22 protein-coding genes and 1 tRNA gene are annotated in these 19,118 nt (G+C 47.2%); 9 read left to right on the top strand and 14 right to left on the bottom strand.

Annotated elements, in window-relative coordinates; genetic code table 11:
* Window positions 1-18 precede the first annotated feature (18 nt).
* Together QUA53_RS07620 and QUA53_RS07615 are read right to left on the bottom strand one after the other, a co-directional pair.
* Window positions 19-1,746 (bottom strand): succinate dehydrogenase/fumarate reductase flavoprotein subunit, encoded by a 1,728-nt coding sequence (locus QUA53_RS07620; RefSeq protein WP_333095895.1) that lies wholly within the window; start codon window positions 1,744-1,746, stop codon window positions 19-21.
* 129 nt (window positions 1,747-1,875) lie between these two features.
* Complete coding sequence (locus QUA53_RS07615) at window positions 1,876-2,190, bottom strand: hypothetical protein (RefSeq protein ID WP_190741078.1); 315 nt, start codon at window positions 2,188-2,190, stop codon at window positions 1,876-1,878.
* Between the two features lie 417 nt (window positions 2,191-2,607).
* Between QUA53_RS07615 and QUA53_RS07610 the strand changes: the two genes are divergently transcribed.
* Together QUA53_RS07610 and QUA53_RS07605 are read left to right on the top strand one after the other, a co-directional pair.
* Entirely contained in the window at window positions 2,608-3,333 is a 726-nt protein-coding gene (locus QUA53_RS07610) for a lysophospholipid acyltransferase family protein (protein WP_333095896.1), read from the top strand.
* 78 nt (window positions 3,334-3,411) lie between these two features.
* Window positions 3,412-4,233 (top strand): alpha/beta fold hydrolase, encoded by an 822-nt coding sequence (locus tag QUA53_RS07605; protein ID WP_333095897.1) that lies wholly within the window; start codon window positions 3,412-3,414, stop codon window positions 4,231-4,233.
* A gap of 192 nt (window positions 4,234-4,425) precedes the next feature.
* On the opposite strand, the gene QUA53_RS07600 is transcribed toward QUA53_RS07605, so the two are convergent.
* The 8 genes from QUA53_RS07600 to nadA all read right to left on the bottom strand — a co-directional run bounded on the left by QUA53_RS07600 (window position 4,426) and on the right by nadA (window position 10,938).
* A complete protein-coding gene (locus QUA53_RS07600) occupies window positions 4,426-5,133 on the bottom strand; it encodes a DUF2996 domain-containing protein (RefSeq protein ID WP_333095898.1) in 708 nt (235 codons plus the stop codon).
* A 187-nt stretch (window positions 5,134-5,320) separates the two neighbouring features.
* Window positions 5,321-6,208 carry a hypothetical protein gene (locus QUA53_RS07595; RefSeq protein ID WP_333095899.1) on the bottom strand — a complete coding sequence of 296 codons (888 nt, stop codon included), beginning with the start codon at window positions 6,206-6,208 and terminating at the stop codon, window positions 5,321-5,323.
* A 138-nt stretch (window positions 6,209-6,346) separates the two neighbouring features.
* The gene (locus QUA53_RS07590) at window positions 6,347-6,901 is read right to left on the bottom strand and encodes a hypothetical protein (protein WP_333095900.1); all 555 of its coding nucleotides are present in this window, start codon (window positions 6,899-6,901) and stop codon (window positions 6,347-6,349) included.
* Between the two features lie 337 nt (window positions 6,902-7,238).
* Window positions 7,239-7,355 carry a photosystem I reaction center subunit VIII gene (locus QUA53_RS07585; RefSeq protein WP_293127047.1) on the bottom strand — a complete coding sequence of 39 codons (117 nt, stop codon included), beginning with the start codon at window positions 7,353-7,355 and terminating at the stop codon, window positions 7,239-7,241.
* A gap of 57 nt (window positions 7,356-7,412) precedes the next feature.
* Complete coding sequence (locus QUA53_RS07580) at window positions 7,413-7,922, bottom strand: photosystem I reaction center protein subunit XI (protein WP_333050145.1); 510 nt, start codon at window positions 7,920-7,922, stop codon at window positions 7,413-7,415.
* Between the two features lie 114 nt (window positions 7,923-8,036).
* Window positions 8,037-8,753 (bottom strand): TIGR04283 family arsenosugar biosynthesis glycosyltransferase, encoded by a 717-nt coding sequence (locus QUA53_RS07575; RefSeq protein ID WP_333095901.1) that lies wholly within the window; start codon window positions 8,751-8,753, stop codon window positions 8,037-8,039.
* A 424-nt stretch (window positions 8,754-9,177) separates the two neighbouring features.
* On the bottom strand, window positions 9,178-9,795 hold the full coding sequence (locus QUA53_RS07570; protein ID WP_333074695.1) for a TIGR04282 family arsenosugar biosynthesis glycosyltransferase: 618 nt from the start codon (window positions 9,793-9,795) through the stop codon (window positions 9,178-9,180).
* Between the two features lie 174 nt (window positions 9,796-9,969).
* Window positions 9,970-10,938, bottom strand: a complete 969-nt coding sequence (gene nadA / locus QUA53_RS07565) for a quinolinate synthase NadA (protein WP_333095902.1) — start codon at window positions 10,936-10,938, stop codon at window positions 9,970-9,972.
* A gap of 197 nt (window positions 10,939-11,135) precedes the next feature.
* Between nadA and QUA53_RS07560 the strand changes: the two genes are divergently transcribed.
* Window positions 11,136-12,053 (top strand): TIGR04168 family protein, encoded by a 918-nt coding sequence (locus QUA53_RS07560; RefSeq protein WP_333095903.1) that lies wholly within the window; start codon window positions 11,136-11,138, stop codon window positions 12,051-12,053.
* A 34-nt stretch (window positions 12,054-12,087) separates the two neighbouring features.
* Window positions 12,088-12,172 (top strand) — tRNA-Ser (locus tag QUA53_RS07555).
* Window positions 12,173-12,329: 157 nt separating this feature from the next.
* Here QUA53_RS07555 and QUA53_RS07550 read toward each other — a convergent pair.
* Both QUA53_RS07550 and QUA53_RS07545 read right to left on the bottom strand, forming a co-directional pair.
* The gene (locus tag QUA53_RS07550) at window positions 12,330-12,710 is read right to left on the bottom strand and encodes a translation initiation factor (protein WP_333095904.1); all 381 of its coding nucleotides are present in this window, start codon (window positions 12,708-12,710) and stop codon (window positions 12,330-12,332) included.
* A 107-nt stretch (window positions 12,711-12,817) separates the two neighbouring features.
* Window positions 12,818-13,321 carry a hypothetical protein gene (locus QUA53_RS07545; RefSeq protein ID WP_333095905.1) on the bottom strand — a complete coding sequence of 168 codons (504 nt, stop codon included), beginning with the start codon at window positions 13,319-13,321 and terminating at the stop codon, window positions 12,818-12,820.
* A gap of 503 nt (window positions 13,322-13,824) precedes the next feature.
* Here QUA53_RS07545 and QUA53_RS07540 point away from each other — a divergent pair.
* On the top strand, window positions 13,825-14,310 hold the full coding sequence (locus QUA53_RS07540) for a pentapeptide repeat-containing protein (RefSeq protein ID WP_333095906.1): 486 nt from the start codon (window positions 13,825-13,827) through the stop codon (window positions 14,308-14,310).
* 132 nt (window positions 14,311-14,442) lie between these two features.
* Here the strand turns inward: QUA53_RS07540 and QUA53_RS07535 are convergent, their stop codons facing one another.
* On the bottom strand, window positions 14,443-14,565 hold the full coding sequence (locus QUA53_RS07535) for a hypothetical protein (protein ID WP_006633228.1): 123 nt from the start codon (window positions 14,563-14,565) through the stop codon (window positions 14,443-14,445).
* Window positions 14,566-14,585: 20 nt separating this feature from the next.
* Here QUA53_RS07535 and QUA53_RS07530 point away from each other — a divergent pair, with 20 nt between their 5' ends.
* Window positions 14,586-15,197 carry a DNA-3-methyladenine glycosylase gene (locus QUA53_RS07530; protein ID WP_333095907.1) on the top strand — a complete coding sequence of 204 codons (612 nt, stop codon included), beginning with the start codon at window positions 14,586-14,588 and terminating at the stop codon, window positions 15,195-15,197.
* Between the two features lie 49 nt (window positions 15,198-15,246).
* Window positions 15,247-15,546, top strand: coding sequence for a hypothetical protein (locus QUA53_RS07525; protein ID WP_333050161.1), 300 nt, complete (start codon window positions 15,247-15,249; stop codon window positions 15,544-15,546).
* A gap of 143 nt (window positions 15,547-15,689) precedes the next feature.
* Here QUA53_RS07525 and QUA53_RS07520 read toward each other — a convergent pair whose 3' ends face one another.
* Window positions 15,690-17,186, bottom strand: a complete 1,497-nt coding sequence (locus QUA53_RS07520; RefSeq protein WP_333095908.1) for a glycosyl hydrolase family 57 — start codon at window positions 17,184-17,186, stop codon at window positions 15,690-15,692.
* Between the two features lie 180 nt (window positions 17,187-17,366).
* Here QUA53_RS07520 and QUA53_RS07515 point away from each other — a divergent pair, with 180 nt between their 5' ends.
* Together QUA53_RS07515 and QUA53_RS07510 are read left to right on the top strand one after the other, a co-directional pair.
* Window positions 17,367-18,095 carry an AIM24 family protein gene (locus QUA53_RS07515; RefSeq protein WP_333095909.1) on the top strand — a complete coding sequence of 243 codons (729 nt, stop codon included), beginning with the start codon at window positions 17,367-17,369 and terminating at the stop codon, window positions 18,093-18,095.
* A gap of 177 nt (window positions 18,096-18,272) precedes the next feature.
* Window positions 18,273-19,076, top strand: a complete 804-nt coding sequence (locus QUA53_RS07510) for a DUF928 domain-containing protein (protein ID WP_333095910.1) — start codon at window positions 18,273-18,275, stop codon at window positions 19,074-19,076.
* The last annotated feature ends 42 nt before the right edge of the window (window positions 19,077-19,118 follow it).

Below are 19,118 nucleotides of genomic sequence, written 5' to 3'. Positions count from 1 at the left end.
CAATGCCCACCCTACCAATCAATACTTTCGTTCCTGCGGCTCAAACATCGTAATCGCCACCGGCATATAAGCCAAATCAATCCCCGCAGGGGAATAATACGCCATTGTATGCTTCAAGAAATTGCCGTCATCGCGCTCAGTAAAATCTTCTCGCGAATGAGCTCCCCGACTTTCCTGCCGGTTCAAAGCAGAAGTTAAAATCATTTTCCCGACAATAATCAAACTCCGCAACTCCAAAGCTTCCACAATTTCCGTATTCCACAACGTGCCTTTATCGTCTAAGTAAACTTCCTGATATTGTCGCTCTAAATCCTCCAATTTCTTTAAACCTTTCTGCATCAATTCGGCGCTACGAAATACGCCACAATACTCAGTCATAGTATCTTGATACTGCTGCCGCACTTGATTAATTCGGTATTTTCCGGGACGTTCTAAAAGTGTCTGAATTTGCTCTTTTGCTTCCTGGATATAACGCTGTTCGTCTACGGCAGGCAACTTGCGATTTTGCACGAATTGTGCTATGGTTGCGCCAGTAACTTTGCCGTAAACTACGCATTCCAACAGCGAATTGCTGCCCAAACGGTTGGCGCCGTGAACTGACACGCAAGCTGCTTCGCCGGCTGCAAAGAAACCGTCTACCAAACTGTCAGGACTGCTGCGAACTTGCCCGCTAACATTAGTAGGAATTCCTCCCATTGAATAGTGAACGGTAGGGCGGACGGGCATCGGCTGATTTACGGCATCAATTCCTAACAAACGGTGGGCTTCTTCCCAAGCAAAAGGAATTTTGCTCATGATTTTTTCGCGTCCCATGTGCCGCAAATCCAGATAGATAAAGGGGCCGCCGGCACTACTATCAACATTAATTCCTCGGCCGGCGCGAATTTCTATGGAAATTGACCGCGAGGTGATATCTCTGGGCGCTAATTCCATCCGCGACGGGGCATAATTGGCCATAAATCGATCGCCCTCTGAATTAATCAAATAAGCGCCTTCGCCCCGCACAGCCTCCGAAATCAACACTCCCACGGGATACAAACCAGTCGGGTGAAACTGCACAAATTCCATATCTTCCAGCGGCAATCCAGCTAAAGCCGTCATCGCCAAACCGTCTCCCGTCGAGGCGTAATCGTTCGACGTGGTATTGTAAACTCGGCCGTAACCCCCCGTAGCAAACATCACCGCCTTAGCACGGACAACCTCAATTTGACCGTCTAGAAGGCGGTACATAACTACCCCCTTGGCTTGGCCTTCTTCCAAAATCAGGCGCGTAACATACCACTCCTGATAGATGTGAACTCCGCAGCGGCGCAGATTGTTGACTAATTCGTGGAGGATGGCGTGACCGGTTTTGTCGGCGGCGTAGCAGGTGCGGCGGTGGGAATGTCCGCCAAAAGCGCGCTGGGCAATTCTGCCGTCTGGGAGGCGGGAGAAGAGGACTCCCATGTGTTCTAAATCTATGACTACACCGGGCGCTTCCCGGGTGAGGATTTCTACCGCGTCTTGGTCTGCTAAATAGTCTGAACCTTTTACTGTGTCGAAGGCATGGGCTTTCCAACTGTCTTCAGGATCGACATTTTGGAGGCTGGAGGCCATGCCGCCTTGGGCTGCGACGGAGTGCGATCGAATCGGGTGAGTTTTGGCGACGACAGCTACCTTTAAACTGGGGTCAGTCCGAGCAATTTCTACTGCGGCGCGGCAACCTGCTAAACCGCCGCCTACAATGATTACGTCGTGTTCTAGCATTTTTTTGAATTCTTTTGAGTGTTCTGCTCAACTTATGGTGACGCAAAAAAAAACTTCCTACCAAAAGAGCAGGAAGTTTTTTAACTTTTGATTTTCCATTCAAATCAAAAGTTAAAATCTCAAATTGGACTAGCCGGCGCTTTCGGCAGGGTTCTGAAGCGACTGATTTCCCGTTGCAGAAGGTTGAGGTTCCGTACCGGGTTCTACAGCAAGCACTTCAATGTTATTTAGCAGAGTTGTAACGAAAGCAAACAGCAAGAAGGGCAGAGACAGCACTAAAATCAAGCCGACGGTAGCCAAGGCGAAGATTTGGCGAGCGCTACTCCACAAGGCGAGTGCCGACGCTAGACTTAGGAAGATGACTATCAGCCAAACAATGATTTGACCGTAAATGTCGCCAAAGGTGAGCGTACATCTAAGGCGATAGTTTTGGATGTTATTCATTTGATGCCTCGCGAGATTGCTATTACGACTTGTCCAAAAATACTTTGACAGTGCGTCAATGCCCACTGTAAATTTCTAAGTTTAGCTGCCGCAACTTGGTTTTGGGGTTGTTGTAAACATTCTTTAATAAGTTGCGACAACACTTGCTATATCTTTGCTTCAAACTGGGAAATTCTGCCGAAACAGTTGGCGATTGCACTCCGACGCCTAGAAACCGGGTTTTTTACTGTTTTGGCGGGCTGACTAGAAGGAAACACGCGAAACAACCAAGTTGATGGCCGCCCGTGTGTCTAGAATTACGAAACAAAGGCATAAGGGGAAAGTCTACTTTTTGAGGGAGCCCCGACTTGGTAAAGAAATGTTAAGCTGCATGGCAATGGAATCAACCTTTATAGTGTCCCACCTGTCTTTTGGCCCATGTTTTCAGAGAGCAAATTGCTGATTTCGCGCTGTTTCCTGGCTGGTTTGGGAACGCAGATGTTTCTGTACCGCGAAGACCGGATTCCCCAGGAGAGTCCGGTGCTGGTGGTGAGCAATCACCGCAGTTTCTTAGATCCTGTGCTGCTGACGGCGGCTTTGGGTCGATCGATCCGCTTTGCTTGTCATCATTACATGGGTCAAGTTCCGGTGATGAGGGAAGTTGTCACGACTTTCGGCGCTTTCCCCTTGGAAGCACCGGAGCACCGACAGCAGCATTTTTTCTCTCAAGCCACAGCGCTGCTGCAAGGCGGGGAGATGGTGGGGGTGTTTCCAGAGGGTGCAGAACCGATGGTGAAGCTTACTGGCCCGAATACTGTGGGGAAGTTTCAGCGGGGATTTGCTCACTTGGCTTTGCGGGCACCGGTGCGGGACTTGGCAGTTTTGCCGGTGGCGATTAGTTCTTTTGAGGAACACTCAGTACGATCGGGTGTACCGCTCAAGTTGTTGAGTTTGTTTGATCCTTCGGAACCGCTGTTCGATCGATCTGGATGGCATCCTGTGATAATTTATCAGCGAGTTAACGTTTTAATCGGCCGGCCTTACTGGATTACTGCCGAGAAACAGCAGCAATATCAAGGCAAAAAAGCCAAAGCAGTTGTGGCTGAACTCACAGACCACTGTCAGGGCGAAATTGCAGAATTACTCCAACGAGGTTGTTTGTAAGTTTGTTGACTGTTGACTATTGGCTGGTGTCAGATTTCCAATCTAAAATCTAAAATCTAAAATCGATTGACTTGAATCATGGCAAATGCTAACAATAAGGTTCGTTTCCTAACCCCCAGACCTCCGAAACCCGATCGCCCTTTATTTGTATTTTTGCCCGGTATGGACGGGGGCGGTTTGCTGCTGCGCTCCCAAATTCCTAAATTAGCCAATCATTTCGATATTCGTTGCTTAACTTTACCTGCGGACGATACGCCTAGTTGGGATGTACTGGTTGGGGAAACAATTGCCTTAATTGAAGCCGAAAAGGAAGCCGGAAAGCCGAAGCGGCCGGTTTATATGTGCGGCGAGTCATTTGGGGGCTGTTTAGCGATGAAAGTTGTGTTAGAAGCTCCCCAATTGTGCGATCGATTAATCTTAGTAAATCCAGCTTCTTCCTTTCGACAGCAGCCTTGGGTGCAGTGGGGTTCGTACCTGACTCAGTGGCTGCCGGCCAACCTTTATCCGCTGTCGGTAATCGGTTTATTGCCGATATTAGCATCATTAGGAAAGATTGGGCGCGACGATCGCCGCGCTTTGCTAGAAGCGATGCAAGCAGTACCGCAAAACACGTCTGTGTGGAGATTGGCGTTAGTGCGATCGTTTAATGTTGACGAAAATCAGTTGCGCGGCATCAAACACCCGACGCTAGTAATTGCTAGCGGTGCCGATCGGCTGCTGCCTTCTTTAGCAGAAGCGAAGCTTTTAGTCAAAGTAATTCCCAAGGCTCAAATGGTGCTGCTGGCTAACAGCGGTCATGCTTGTTTGTTAGAAACAGATGTTGACCTTTTTGCGATTATGCAAGCTCGCAATTTTTTGACAAAATCCGAAGAAAATCGGTCATTAGTCAGCAGTCATTAGTTATTAGTCATTAGCTATAGTTAATAGTCATTAACTAAGACTTCTCACTTAGCAATAAGTCTAGGCAAAATTAGAGATGGGTTATCGGTAAAATTCATATCCCAATTAACCCGCCCTGCCACTCATTAGTAACTCCCTAAATACCAGCAACTAATGACTAATAACTAATGACTAATAACTAATAACTAATAACTAATTAAGATTTAGCCATTTTTGAGCGTTAAGTCGCTGGACGACGCCAAACACCATGAGGTCTAGTGTTACCTTGCGCTCATCTATCAAAAAAGGCTCTAAAGTGCTAGTTTTGGTATTAGTTTCAGCGCAGGAAAACGCCCTTTGACTTTGAATATTTTCTTGAGGAAAATACAGGTTAAATTGGCGCTGACCTTCTTGAAATTTACCAATTACCTGCCAGCAATCGCCAACGGAACTCATGCCGGCAACTGGGAGTTTTTGTTTTGCCAAACTCACCTCTAAATCCTTAACGCCCTGCTTAGTCAAAGCAGTTTGCAAAGCGGGCAAATAATCTTGTTGAATAAATTCCGCAAAGGGCTTGTCTTCAACAGCAGGTGCTTTTTCCTTTTTAGCTTTAGCTGGGGGCTTGTCGCCTTCGGCCTTGGCTGCGGGCTTTTTAGCAGCAGGCTGAGGCTTGTCAGTGCTGGGTAAGTCGCTGGTATCGGGTTCGTCGGAACTCGGGGCGTTCTCGATCGCAGCACTGGGAGTTTCCGATTCGCCAGCGGTAGGATTTTTCGGTTCTTTGGGCTTTTTAGCGGCAGGCTGAGGCTTGTCAGTGCTGGGTAAGTCGCTTGTTTCGGCTGTGTCGGAACTTGGGGCGTTCTCGATCGCAGCACTGGGAGTTTCCGATTCTCCAGCGGTAGGGTTTTGCGGTTCTTCTGGCATTAACGCTTCCTTTTAAAAGTGATCGGTAAAAGAATTGTGAGTGCAGGTGGGGGCGATCGACTTTTTTCGATCGCCCCCACTGTTTATCGAAAACCAAGCGAGAGAGAATTGCTCGTTCCAAAAAATTTGAACTCAAAACACTCTCAGAGGGCGATCGCCGGCAAACATCACAACTCCTTTGGTTATTCTAAATCTCAGCGACAGCTCGTTCAATCAAACGGCGGGCGAGAGTTTGAACACCAGTGTGTTCGTAGTAGTTGGTAGTCATATCGAGGAATGCGCCCACGTAGTCCACCTTGTCAGCAGAAATTTCCACAAAACTCTGCAAGTGGCCGAGTACATTTTGAGGAGTCAAACCTCGATCGCTCACAAAAGAGCTCATCCAGCCGGAAACCGAATTAAAGCTTTCGCCAATAAAGCCGAGTTGACCTGCGGGAGAACCCCCAGGAATCATGCCACCGATCGACTTAAAGGCCGAATTATCTTGCAAATCGTTCGGGGAGAGCTTTTCAATCCAAGACTGAGTTGCCATGATAAAGTCCGGGCCCAGGGGAATCAAACCGTCAAAACACACCAAAGCAGCCATCCGCATCAGGGATTCGCCGCCGTAGTCGCCCAAGGAAGCAGCAAAATCGCCAATGCTGTCGCCGGGAAGGCCGTTAATTTGGCAAAAAGCTAGCAACTCTGTGACTAATTTCAAAGACAGATCGATCGTTTGAGCTTTTTCAGCCTTGGGAGTGATATTGCCGAGGAACGACAAAAACGAGACATTTTCCGCAACTTTATTGGCGAGGGCCGCACTGCCCAAAGCCTTGTCGGTACTGTCAATAGTTTGGTAAAGCCAGAGAGCGCGTTGATAGCCCTGAGACTTATCGTTGAAGAGGTAGATGGCGCGCTCGCCAATTTGCTGAATTAGTTCTTCGTCTGTTTCGCCAGTAACGGTGCGAATGGTATTTTCAAAGCCAACTAAATTGTTCCACTCACCGGGAACCACAAAGTCAAGCGCTCGCAGGGCTTTGACAGTCATGTTGTCTTGAGGCAGTGTATCGACTAATTCAAAGACTGTTTTGCTCACAAAAAACTCCTTTTGCTGGAACGAAAATCAAAGGTATTACTTTTGGCAGATGCCAAGAACTTCACAGTCTTATTCTGGCAGACTTAGTTCTAATAGCGCCAGACTGGAGTCGGGCGCGGAGTGTGACAAAAGACGTTGCTACTTGAGACGGGCGAGACCGCCGAGGTTAAATTTTGACAGCCAAGCTTCGCGATCGCCAGCGGTAAAAGAGGGATTGCGGGATTGAACTTTCACCTGATAGCGATTTGCCACTAAAACAGCAGTGATATTGGCACCCTGATTAACGGCGGGATAGCCGCTGATTTGCTTGGTACTTTGCTGGAATTTTGCACCTGCGCTGGGGTTGCCGGCGATGTCGTTAATCGAGAGAACCGCGACATTTTTTCCGTCTTTGTTCAGCTTAGCTTCAGCAAAACCGGATTTTTCTTGAGCAAAAACGCGATCGAATCCACCGCCCGAAGACGGGAAGTATTTATTTAACTTACCGCCTGCAACTGCCTTCTTGGGCAGGTTTTGATTACTAGCACTTGATTTATCAGCAGTTGTCTGCTGTGCCTTACCAGGTTTTTGGGTGCTTTCCTGCTGAGCTTTGTCCCAGCGGGAGGGGGCTTGGGTTTGACCGCAGGCGGTCACTAACAGCAGTACCGAGATCAGGAATGGAGCTAAGATGCGGCGTGCGGGGGAAAATTGCATCGCTGTCTCCTCATTAGTAGGTTTCCATAACAATTGTGGCTCAGAATTTGGCAATTTGTGTGGTCTGAGCGGATTATTTGTCTTCTTTGCAAAAAAATCCTCTACCTGCGGGCAGAGGATTTTTTTGCAATTACGATTTTTGAAGGAAGAAAACTGAAAGATTGCTCCACAGATAAATTCTGGGGATGGGGGTAAAGAAACTAAGTTTTCTGATAGCCAGAAATCTCAAAACAATTTTTGCTGATTTTCCCTAGATTTATCTAGAAATTTCAGAGCAATTGTTCATCAATCGTCTTACTTCGGCTTTCCAACTTAGGTCCTACTTTAGGGGTAAGGATCAGGCGTCGCTTTCAATGTAGATAAACAACAAACCCATTACCACAACCGGCATCAGCCAGGTAATTAGCGGAATCAAAATCCAAGGCAAGAAAGAAGCAGCGTAGGAACCTGTCATATCAAATTCTCCAAACTAAAGTTAGTGTGTTCCAACAGGGATATTTGGGAGTGAAGCCTAATTGTTGACTAAACCCCGGAAAATGGCATCGATGCCGTTAAAGTTTTCGAGTAAGAAGTAGGCAACAAAGACGCCGCCCATCCCGCCAATGAAGAAACCACCGGTAAACTGGCTCCACCCCTCAGCATTTCTGAGGGCATCGGGGGTCATGGGATTAGCGCTAGGGTAGCTGGTGTTGTCTTGTTTGAAAGAGACTAAACCGTAAGCAGACATACCTAGTGTGCCAAGCAGAACTAAGACGAGGGCTGTATATAATCCTCCGAGATTAGCTGCTTCTGGATAATCCCGCAGGGGCCCGAAGACGATTTGGGGGCCGACGAGGAAATAACCGTGTGCCAAACCGATTTCTAGGCCTCGAATTAGGGGCGAGAGTCCTTTGCGGTAGGCAGGCAGGTTGCCGATGAATGCTTTTGTGAAATCAGAAGCACTGATGGGGGTAGCTAGATGACCCGTGAAGGGGTCGCCGTTAAAGGGTTTAATAAGCTCTGCATCTCTGGGATCGGCCATATTCTGTTTGTCCTCGCAGTTTAATAAAGTTGAGGCGTTCAAGTCATATTTTACGCAGGGAGGTGTTTCCTATTTGCATAATTGGCAGCAAGCTTTAGAAAAGTTCACTATTCTTTAGTTTTTGGAAGAATTTTTCTTTTGGCTCTTATACCAGAAAGCGAGTCGATCGGGCGACACTCCAAGGAAATAAGCGATGATTACTATTTGATTAATGGCGGTGGTTTTGAGAACCCCAAGCTGCTGCCAGCGACGGGCGGAGGTCAGGACTGGCTGGGTTACTATTTCAATGCGGCCTTGTTTTTTCAACCGCCGCACGAATTCAAAGTCTTCCATAACGGGCAAGTCGGGAAAACCGCCGATTTTGTCAAACGTAACTGCCTTGAGGAAAATAGCTTGATCGCCGTAGGGCATTTGCAGAAAGTTCGATCGGCACTTTACCCCTCTTTCTACCAGCCGGAGGCTGAGCCTGCAGGCGTCAATCTTGAGTTCAAAGGCCCCTGCTACAGCAGACGGGTTAGCTAGTACCCGACGCGCGCTAGCGTCGTACCCGCGAGGCAAAAGAGTGTCTCCGTGGAGAAACAGCAATATGTCTCCTGTAGCAGCAGCAGCACCTGCATTCATTTGGGTGGCGCGGCCTGGGGCGGTGGAGATAACTCGGACGCCCAAAGATTTTGCTATATCGGCTGTACCGTCGCTACTGCAGCCGTCGGCGACAATTATTTCGACATTTTTGGCCTGAAGGGCGCTGGAGATGACTGAGGCAATTGTAGGTGCTTCGTTTAAGACTGGAATGATAATGGAAATTTTGAGATAGGGATTTTCTAGCGACATACAGAATTAAGCACCCCGTGAGAGAGGGTGGGTTTTGTAAAAAGTTTATCTGTTATGAGAGTCAATTTTTTACGCCGGGATAGCCCCTACATTGGGCCTTAAGGTGGGAAGGCGAGTTTTGTAAAAAGCTTATCTCTTAGTTGCTCATTTTTTACACCGATATCGCCCCTACATTTGGCTTTCATCTGACAGGGCGGGTTTCATACAAATCTGAGCTATTAATTGTTAGTTTATTTGCTAATTTTTGGTATTTTCTCGCGCCTGGGACAATAGTCCCAGGCGCTGTCTAACTGCTACTAAAATTCAGCATTTGGTTAGACGAATACAATTACTATATTATGACTGTTTAGTTCCAAAATTAAGTAGTTTTATAAACTTCTATATAACACTTTATAATAATTTAGCTTCCTTAAACATAGTTTAGTTATTTCAATATATTAATATCTAAACCGAGGAGATCTTCGGGTCTATCGATATCTGCAAGAGTGGGAAGATAAGCAATATTTAGATCTAGCTTTTGGGCGATCGCCCGGGTACAAGCCAATACTTCACTGCTTCCCCACTGAATGCCACCGAACAATTCCGGTATCGATCGCCGCAGCCCGATCAGATAATAACCTCCGTCTTTGGCTGGGCCCAAAACTAAATCGTGCTGGCTCAGTTCATCAAAAGCTTGTGCCATGATTTCTGCTTTCAAACCAGGACAATCAGTGCCGATAATTGCAGTTTTCTCAACCCCTGAATTAAAAGACTTTTGAAACGCTGCTGTCATTCTTGCGCCCAAATCACCGTCTCTTTGATTTTGACAAATAATATCATTTCCCAACCACTCTTGCATCAGTTGTTGGCTGCCGCCGGCTCGGTGAATTTCTACGGATAATCGGCGGGCTTGTTGGAGAGAGAGAGCGCAGGCGATCGTCCGTTGAGCCATCAAGCGGTGAAGGTTGGCAGCACCTGCTTTTCCCAGCACGGGAATTAGTCGAGTTTTGGTTGTTCCCGGTTCGGGATAGCGAGTGAAAACAATCAGTTTTTCGGACATCATTTATCGTTCAAAAGTTTTAAAGGAAGGAACCGCAGAGTCGCAGAGGAAGAAAAGAGAAAGAGCTAACAACTGATTCACCGATTGCAGATCGATGTGGGTGGGTTAGGCAATGACTTAATTTAATCGCAGCGCCCCACTCACCACACAATAAATTTACTTAAAAATAGCCAGCGGTTAGCTCATTTCTAGCATTCGTTGGATCGGCTGTAAGGCTGCTAGTTGAATATCTTGGGGCATGGTAATTTCAGGGGTTTGATTTTTTAGGGATAGATACAATTTTTCCAAGGTATTTAATCTCATGTGCGGGCATTCGTTGCAAGCGCAGTTATTATTGGTGGAAGGAGCGGGGATGAAGCGTTTATGCGGAGCTTGCTTTTGCATTTGGTGAATGATTCCCGGTTCAGTCGCGACAATAAAAGCTTGGCTGGAACTACCTTGAGAATATTTGAGCAAAGCAGTGGTAGAGCCGATATAATTGGCGTGGCGCAGCACGGGAGGTTCGCATTCTGGGTGGGCAATTATTTCGGCATCGGGATTTTCGATTTTGAGTTGAACTATCTTTTTTTCTGAGAAGTTTTCGTGGACCATGCAAGCTCCTTGCCAGATCTCCATGTTTCTCCCCGTTTGTTCCATGACGTAGCGACCGAGATTGCGGTCTGGTCCAAAAATTATCGGCTGATTTTCGGGAATTTGGTTGACAATTTTAACAGCGTTAGAACTGGTGCAAATTATATCGCTCATTGCCTTAATTGCGGCGGTACAATTAATGTAGGAAATTACCAAATGTGCTGGTCGATCGGCTTTGAAAGCTGCAAAGGCTTCGGGAGGGCAACTGTCGGCGAGGGAACATCCAGCATTTAAGTCTGGCAACAATACTAATTTGTCGGGATTGAGAATTTTTGCGGTTTCGGCCATGAAATGAACTCCGGCAAAAACTATGACATCGGCGCTGGTGTTGGCGGCTTTGCGGGCAAGTTCTAGGGAGTCGCCAATGAAGTCTGCGATGTCTTGAATATCGGAGTCTTGGTAATAGTGGGCGAGAATGACGGCGTTTAACTCTTGTTTGAGGGCGTTAATGGCTGCAAACAAGTCGTGGGGCAGTCGGGTTTGAGTAAAGTTCGGAGCAGGTGCGGTGGTAAACACAGTTAGAATATTCCGGGGAAGGTGGCGAAGACAGCTAAAGTGTATTTTGAATTATAGTTGAATTCACCAAAAAGTGCTGGCTGTTCAGTGGGGCCAATCTAAAATCCAAAATATGCTGCGGGAGAGTTCAAAAATTGGTCGCTGTTTCTTATGCTGAGTAAGAAGGGGCTAGGGAGCGATCGCACATGACAAATCACATGAATAAAGCTAAATCTATCAAAATTGCGGTGGTGGGGGACGTTCACGATCGCTGGGAACCTGAAGACGGCGAAGCCCTGAAGCATCTGGGCGTTGATTTGGTGCTGTTTGTGGGGGATTTTGGCAATGAGTCGGTGGAGGTGGTGCGGGCGATCGCCCAATTGGACATTCCGAAAGCAGCGGTGTTTGGGAACCACGATGCTTGGTACACGGCGACTGAGTGGGGCCGCAGTCAGTGCCCTTACGATCGCACTAAAGAAAATTGGGTGAAACAGCAGTTAGATTTAATGGGGGAAGCTCACGTCGGTTACGGGAAAAGGGATTTTCCAGAATTGGGCGTAACTGTGGTGGGAAGCCGCCCGTTTACTTGGGGGGGATCGGAGTGGAAGTACGGTGATTTTTACTCGGAGTGGTTTGGGGTAGAAAGTTTTGAGGAATCGGCGCGGCGCATAGCAGCGGCTGCGGCGGATGCCGATTGCGAAAATGTGATTTTTTTGGGTCACACGGGCCCTACGGGGTTAGGAGAGGCTCCTGAAGACCCCTGCGGTCGAGATTGGAAGCCGCTGGGCGGGGATTGGGGCGACCCGGATTTTGCGGAGGCGATCGATCGAACTCGGAGTTCTGGGAAGCACATACCGCTAGTAACTTTTGGTCATATGCACCACAAACTGCGGCACACGAAGCACGAGTTGCGGAAGTCGCTGGAGGTGAGTGCGGAGGGTACGGTGTATTTGAATGCGGCCAGCGTACCGCGGATTGTGGAGAGAGAGTGCTCGAAACTGCGAAATTTCTCGATCGTCCTGCTGGAAAATGGAGCAGTGTCTGAAGTGTCTCTGGTATGGGTAGGCGAAGATTTTGCGGTAGAAAGAGAACAAATTCTTTATCGGCACACTGAATCTGCAGCTATTTGTAGTTAGAGACAATTGCTGGTATGATAAAATGAATTCGCCCGGAGAGGTGGCAGAGTGGTCGAATGCGCCTGACTTGAAATCAGGTGAACCGCAAGGTTCCGTGGGTTCAAATCCCACCCTCTCCGTTTAACAATTCTCTTGTCCGTTAAGGGTTTCAGATTATCTATCCCCTCAAGAGTTCCCTTTGCCGCTCATCTTTGGCTCACTCATGGTATTTGGCCACAAAAAAACACCCCCGCAGGGGTGCTGTTGCTTACCAGGTAATTTTTCTAGCTAACTGACTTAACTAAACCCTTCCTCATCCGCTGGGTCGCCGTAGGGGTCTTCGCTCGCGGGGATGACATTGCCGAACATTCCAGCATCCGCTACGTAGTCTGCGGGGTCGCCGTAGGGGTCTTCGCTGGCCGGACTCACGTTACCGAACTGTCCGTAGTCTGTACCGGCGTAGTCTGCGGGGTCGCCGTAGGGGTCTTCGCTGGCCGGACTCACGTCGCCGTACTCTCCGTAGTCTGCGGGGTCGCCGTAGGGGTCTTCGCTGGCCGGACGCGCATTGCCATACTGTCCGGGATTTGAGGGATCTTGGTAATTACCGTCAGGATCGACTTGCTCGCTGTCGGGCCCGACGATCGCATCTTTTAACTTCCGAAAAAATCCGTCTACCATGATAAAGTTCCTCTTTTTTATGTGGTGAAAAACTGGTGTTTTAGATTGGGAATCCCAGATTTAATTAAAAATCTCCCATCGGTAATCTAAAAGCTCAAATCGTTAGGCTACTGTGCCGGAACAGGAGCTGTAGCTTCCGGCAAGCTAGTAAGGTCTCGACCGGTATTTTGGTTGTTGTAGCCTTGGAATTCCCGGTAACGCATTGCCTCGGACTCCGGAACTTTAATTCCTCCAGGCGGGGGCGTTACCCAGTGAGCGCGATTCTGGGCATCGCGGTAGTAAACGCGACCGTTTTTGGAAAGGTAATATTTTCCCTGCGGCCCCTGTTGTTGCTTGTTTTTATGCTGGTTGTAGAGGTAGTAAAGGGCCGCTGCTCCTGCTAAAGTAATCCCTACTTTTTGAGCATTGCTCAGTCCTTTTTTCGCTTGTGGGGAAGGAGCGGAGCCGCGATTAGTTTGCACTCCTCCAGCGCGAGTATCGTCAACAGGAGGCGGAGGAGCGTAAGTTCGCTCGCTAGAACCGCAAGCACTCACAAAGGGAAAGGTCAGCAGCGTTGTCAGCAGCAGAGCCACGAAGCGCGATCTTTGAGGTTCGGGTTTGATTGTGTTCATTGCCGCTCCGAATTGTCGGGATGATAGGTAGGACGTGTTCTGGCGAGGTTGAGGAACCTGAGCTGCTGCTAACAGTTTTTAGAGTAAATTAATTTCTCGAAGCAATTTTGACCAAAGTAGTTGCTGAGAATTTATCAACAGCGCAGGTACGGTATTGCGTTTCTATTTAATCATGGTGCAATCTCTCGATGATTTACTCATTCTAGGGATATAAATAAAGTTTCTTTTATTTCAGTCTGGAGGTATATGCAAATGCGCGCCTTCTGGTAAAAATAAATTCGGTTTGTGGACTGCTAAGCAGACGGACGGGACGAGTGCGAAGCTCAAAGCAGCACTGGGGAGGGAAAGGAGGCGGGAGGTTTAAGTTTGGCGGTGTTTAATTGTGCCGGACGGCTTGTCAGAGATGCCTGCAATTTTTTCGTGGGAATTCTGGAGAGGTCGATCGCACTATTGTAGAAATCTATTAACAGCCAGAGAAAGCCCCCAAAGCTTTTCGGATATTTATGAAATTAAAGAATTTATTTACTGCTGGATTGTCCATCGCAGTTGTATTTACTGCGGTCAAATATCTAACTTTTTCAAATCAACAAAACCAAGTCAAGGAATTGCTGCAAACCAAACAGTGTACCGAATGTAATTTCAGCAATGCCAACCTAAAAGGATTAGACTTGCAAGGAGTCAACTTGCAGGGAGCTAACCTAGAAGGTGCTAACTTATCAGGAGCAAAATTGGCTAATGCCAACCTCAAAAATGCCAATTTAAATAGAGCCAACCTCACGGGAGCTGATTTGGGCTGTGCCGGCATCACTTTCAACCTTGAGGCTAATGAAAAAGAAGCAAATATGGATTTTAATGTCACCGCTGTTCCACAACAGAATAACCCAGAAAATTCAGTAGTTGGTTTCAAAATGAAAGCAACGGATAGAGGAGCGACAATGCGTTTCAACCTCATGGGATGCGCTGACTTCTCGAATGCTAGCTTGCAATAAGCTCAAATGCCAAATGGCACAACTCATCCTTAGTAAGACTAGCAAATAATGTTTATATCTATTAAATTGAAAGAAAACCGCCGCCTGACAAACAGGCAGCGGTTTTTTAAGCAACTAACTGCACGCCTAAAATTAGTGAGCAGAACCGTTGCCGTGATACTTGTCAGTATCGTAGAACCCGTTTTTTGTGCCGAAGAACAGACAGCAAACCGTGAAAACTGCTGTCAAGACTGCTAAAACTAACTTAACGTCCATAATTTACCTGCTGTTGTTGAGTGAGTGCAAATACTCAGATTGTAGAATCTTTTTGGCTGGCGCGGCCATCTACCAGCGTAGCGCCAGATTTGCTGGGCTGTACTCTGGTGCGGCAATTTCCGGACGGCGAGACAATTAGGGGAATGATTGTCGAAACCGAAGCTTACGGCCCAGGAGATCCCGCTTGTCACGCTTACCGACAGCGCACTTCTCGCAATGAGGTGATGTTCGGGCCTGCGGGTATGAGCTACGTTTACTTAATCTACGGGATGTATCACTGTTTTAATGTTGTGACGGATGTAGAGGGAGTTGCCAGTGCTGTGCTGATTCGAGCGTTGCAGGTAGATGTGCTTCCCCAAGAATTAGCTGCAATTCCTGAGAAGAAGCGATCGCGCCTCGCCGCCGGGCCTGGGAAACTGTGTAAGGTGCTGGATATCGATCGAACTTTAAGCGGTTTTCCCTTGGGTGCAGGCCAACCGCTGCGGTTGGAACACCGGAGCGAGCACTTTCAGCAAGCTGTGGAGGAGGGTACAATAAATTTTGTGCAAACTACGCGGATCGGGATTTCTCAAGGAATGGATTTGCCTTGGCGCTGGTATGTAGGGAACTCTACGGCTGTGTCACAACTCTAGTAATCTCAAAGGTATCAGTGTAAATTTTGTCGCTTATCTCAGTGAAATTATGGCTTACTCTTCTGAAAATCCGATCGTACAACTCAAAAAATGCCTGACACTGGCTCAGGATGTTGGTAGTCACACCGAAGCCAACCGGGCTTTCCAGCAATTGTGTGGGATTATAGATGCTGAAAACCCAATGGCGGCGCAACTTTTGGAGATGCTGTGGGAAGAAGCAATTATGGCGAGGCGATCGGCTTTATTTTGGCAACAAATGAGCGATGTTGAGAAAGATATGGCTAATAGAATGATGGAAAATATGACGCAAATGCGGCAAAACTATTTGCGGTTAATGCAGGAAATGTAGACAGTAATTGGTAAGTCGGTGTTTGTAATGAGGACTTTAGTCCTCTCTTTATCAATAAAGTTTTCTAGATGTAGGGTGCGTCAGCGCTGATATTTGAGGAGGCTCAAACAGTTTGTTTCCGGGGCACCCTACAATAAATTCTCCTACTTCATTAAAGCAGCGCCGCGGTTGTAAAGTTCGCGCGCGTAATCAGTCCAAGTTCCCTGTCCCCAATAGCGGAAACAGCTTGTTTGTAGCAGCAAGTTGTAAAGCAAAGCTTGCTGGTATTCAAACTGCTTGGTAACGGTCGCATCTTGCTGCACCAGCGGGTCGTATTTTTTGTGAAATGCAGCGCTGAGTAGATTCATCGGTTCCAAGACATTTTCGTAACCTTTCACCCAACTCAAATCGTTAGTCCAAGAAGCACCGTCCATGTGAAAATTATGGTCGGTTTGCTTGAGTTGGGTGATCGCACTTTCGACTTTTTCCGGTGTTGCACTATCTGGATCGACTAGGTGCCAGATTTTGTGCTGGTTAATCCCCTGACAAACAGGATAATCATCAGGATTAACGCCCGCCGCCTCAATTATCTCCAAATATTCAGTGCCGTTTAAACCAACAACACCGGATTTTCCCCCGCCTTGTTCGCGGTTTTCGTGCCAAGCTTTGACAAAGGCGCTGGGAAATTCATTCATCATGACGCCGCCATTTTCGCCGTCGGCAATTTGAGTAACTAAAGAAGGAATTGTGACATTGCCAATTTGCTGTTTATTGCGTCCTTTTGCTTCGTAATACGGCTGCATTTGACCCACCAATTTCGTATCCGAACCTTGGGTTTTAATCAAAGCCGTGATGCTGATTGTTTCACCGTGAGAATTGCGGGCAACTAAACGATTGGGTATATATTTTTGGTCTTGCGCCAATCCCGAACCGTCGGGATTTTCTACAGAATGTTCCTGCACCATCAGCCAGCGGTAGCCGCATTCTTTCAAAGCTTTGATGTATTCGTACAGTGTATCTGGATGATTGGGAAAGTGCATTTCTGGGGGCGAAAAACCTTTAACGCGCTTCAGGGCATCCAAGCCAAAAATTGCCGCAAAATGATGTTGCCATGCTTGAATTTGAAGTTTGATGTCGGGAATGGGAGTTGAGGGAATGACGGCGTGACTCCACATTGTCCCCAGCCATTCTACGTGAGTTTGATATTGAGGATCGCAGGTAATCCGCTTGAGATTATCAAAGATATCGTCCCGCCCCATTTGGCGCAATCCCCACAATAAGTTGCCCGAATAGTCGAGCATAATTCGCGGGTTGCAGCCTTCAGCAATCAGTTGTGGGATGAATTCTCCCATGCGGGAATAGCACCAAGCAAAGACTCCGGCATTGTGGTTATCTCCTTGGTTGGGATGTTCAAACATATGCTGGAGATTGCAGATTAGTTCGCCGTTTGCACCGGCAGGAATTGTGGGTTGGTGCATATGCAGGGCGCAGGCGAATCCGGCTTGAATATTTTCCAGGCGCAGATTTGTGGTAGGTAGAAAGATTGGTTCGTTGCTATTGGCTGCGGCATTAATTTCTGCTTCGGAGCCGCAAATATTGGGCAATCCTGAGTTGATTTCTTGTAAAATCGGTAAATTGGGAGATTGTGCGATCGCAGGCATAAATTTTTCTCAACAATTGTGGAGGGGCGCTGTCTGCTATTGCTAAAATAGCTAGATACTTTAACAGTAGCAGAGGAAGTCTGCAAAAGATAAATTTCACAGGATAAGTCCGGAATCGCTGAATCTCCCAATCACGGGTCAAATGTTTAACACATTTCACGTAAATAGGCGAGGTAAATTATGAAATACGAAATCAAGGTTTTGGAACCAACGGATTTGTGGTACATCCAAAATAACATCAATCCTGAAACCAATAAGTTTTACCATCCTACTAAGAATATTCCGTTGGTTCAGCAAGTAGAAATTAACTTGAACAATTCGGGAGTTATCATTCAAAAAGGTGCGCTGCATTGGTGTATGGGGAAATTAACTTCCGGTGTTTATAAAACGGATAACCGTTTGAAAGATATGTGGGTATCTTTGACAACGGAAATGGACTACAACGCTCCCGTATATCAAGGTACTGGTACTGTGAAACTGGAACCGAGACAAAAAGGCCATTTCCTGCATTATACGCCGATCGACATTTCGGATGCCCAGCAGTGGGAGTTTGATGACGGTATATTTCAGTTTTGTTCGGACAATGTAGTTATCGGTGCTAAAAAACTGAAATTCCGACAAGTGGCTGCTTCTAATGACGGTAGGTGGAGAATTGCTGTTACAGCTTTGCGGGAGCAAAAAGCTACTGTTGTAGCAGCTACCAATTCACCTGCTAAGATTGTCGAACTCAAACAAGGTGAAATTTTGATAGCTGATTGCGATTTAGTAAAAGGATTTACCAAGGGGATTGAAGAAGATTATCGAAAATTAGGTCATTTTGGCAAAGGCGGTGGAGAGGGTTATGTTTGGTATTATCAGGGGAAAGGTAAATTATTAGTATGTGAAAATGATGCTATGGGTTTGGGTTGAGTTGTTTCACTTTTAAGGTAGAGGTTGCTGGAGCATAGATCGCGGAATTTTATTAGGCAAATATACTAAAAAAATTCCGCGAAACTATAGACGCTAGCATAAAAAATCTGGCAAGATTATTTTCAGGGTGCAGTTGGAGCGAACTGAGATTTTACACCTCTACTTGGCGGATATTTTATGAATGTAACAAAACTGCTCCTACAGCAGGCGACGCTTAATGTGCTTGTTGCCCTAACAATGGTTCAACCTGGATTGGCAGCGATGCTCGCTGATTCATCGGGGGAACCGAATTTGCGGCCACAGGTACTGGCATACGATCCGCCCGCGCGAGGAGCACCGGGCGATCGCAAAGACGCAGGCAGCCGCGATCCTCACAACTTTTTAGCTTTGATTCCGGCTACAAATTTAGGGTTGACAGCGATCGCACATCCGACTTTTTGGCTGTACTTGCCGGCTTCATTGCCTGATGACATTTCCTTTGAGTTTGTGCTGCGGGACGAACAGCGAGAGGAAGTTTTCCGAACAGTTTTTGAGCTAAAAAAAGCAGCGGGAATTGCGAGTTTTTCCTTGCCGCAAAATTCACCTCCTCTGGAAACTGGCAAGAAGTATCAGTGGTGCTTTTTGTGCGGGAATATCTCCCGCCACGGGTGGGTTGAGCGGGTGGCAATGAAACCAGAAATTTTGGTTCAGCTAGAAACAGCATCGCTGAGGCAGCGCGTTTTGCTGTTTGCTAAACATGGTTTGTGGTACGAAACTCTCACAGAATTAGTTGCACTGCGCGGCAAACTGTTGAGCCAATTACAGGCAGCTACTTTAGAGGAGAGGCTGCTAATTTATGCTGAAAATGACTTGCGGTATGAAGCGCTAGCAGAGCTATCTGGATTTGAGAAAATATCTTCTCTGGCGACTTTGGATGCTGACTGGGAGGCTTTATTGCAGCATCCGTTTGTGCGCTTGCACGGGATAGTTTCACCACCGTAACACGCAAGATGCCTGTTCCACAAAGAGTAAGTTTTTTTGTGG

Origin of the sequence: Microcoleus sp. Pol12B3 (assembly GCF_036701355.1) — a bacterium.
In the GTDB taxonomy this organism is placed as follows: Bacteria; Cyanobacteriota; Cyanobacteriia; order Cyanobacteriales; family Microcoleaceae; genus Microcoleus.
The sequence above is the reverse complement of the archived record's forward strand: the minus strand, read 5'-3'. Positions and strand labels throughout refer to the sequence as shown.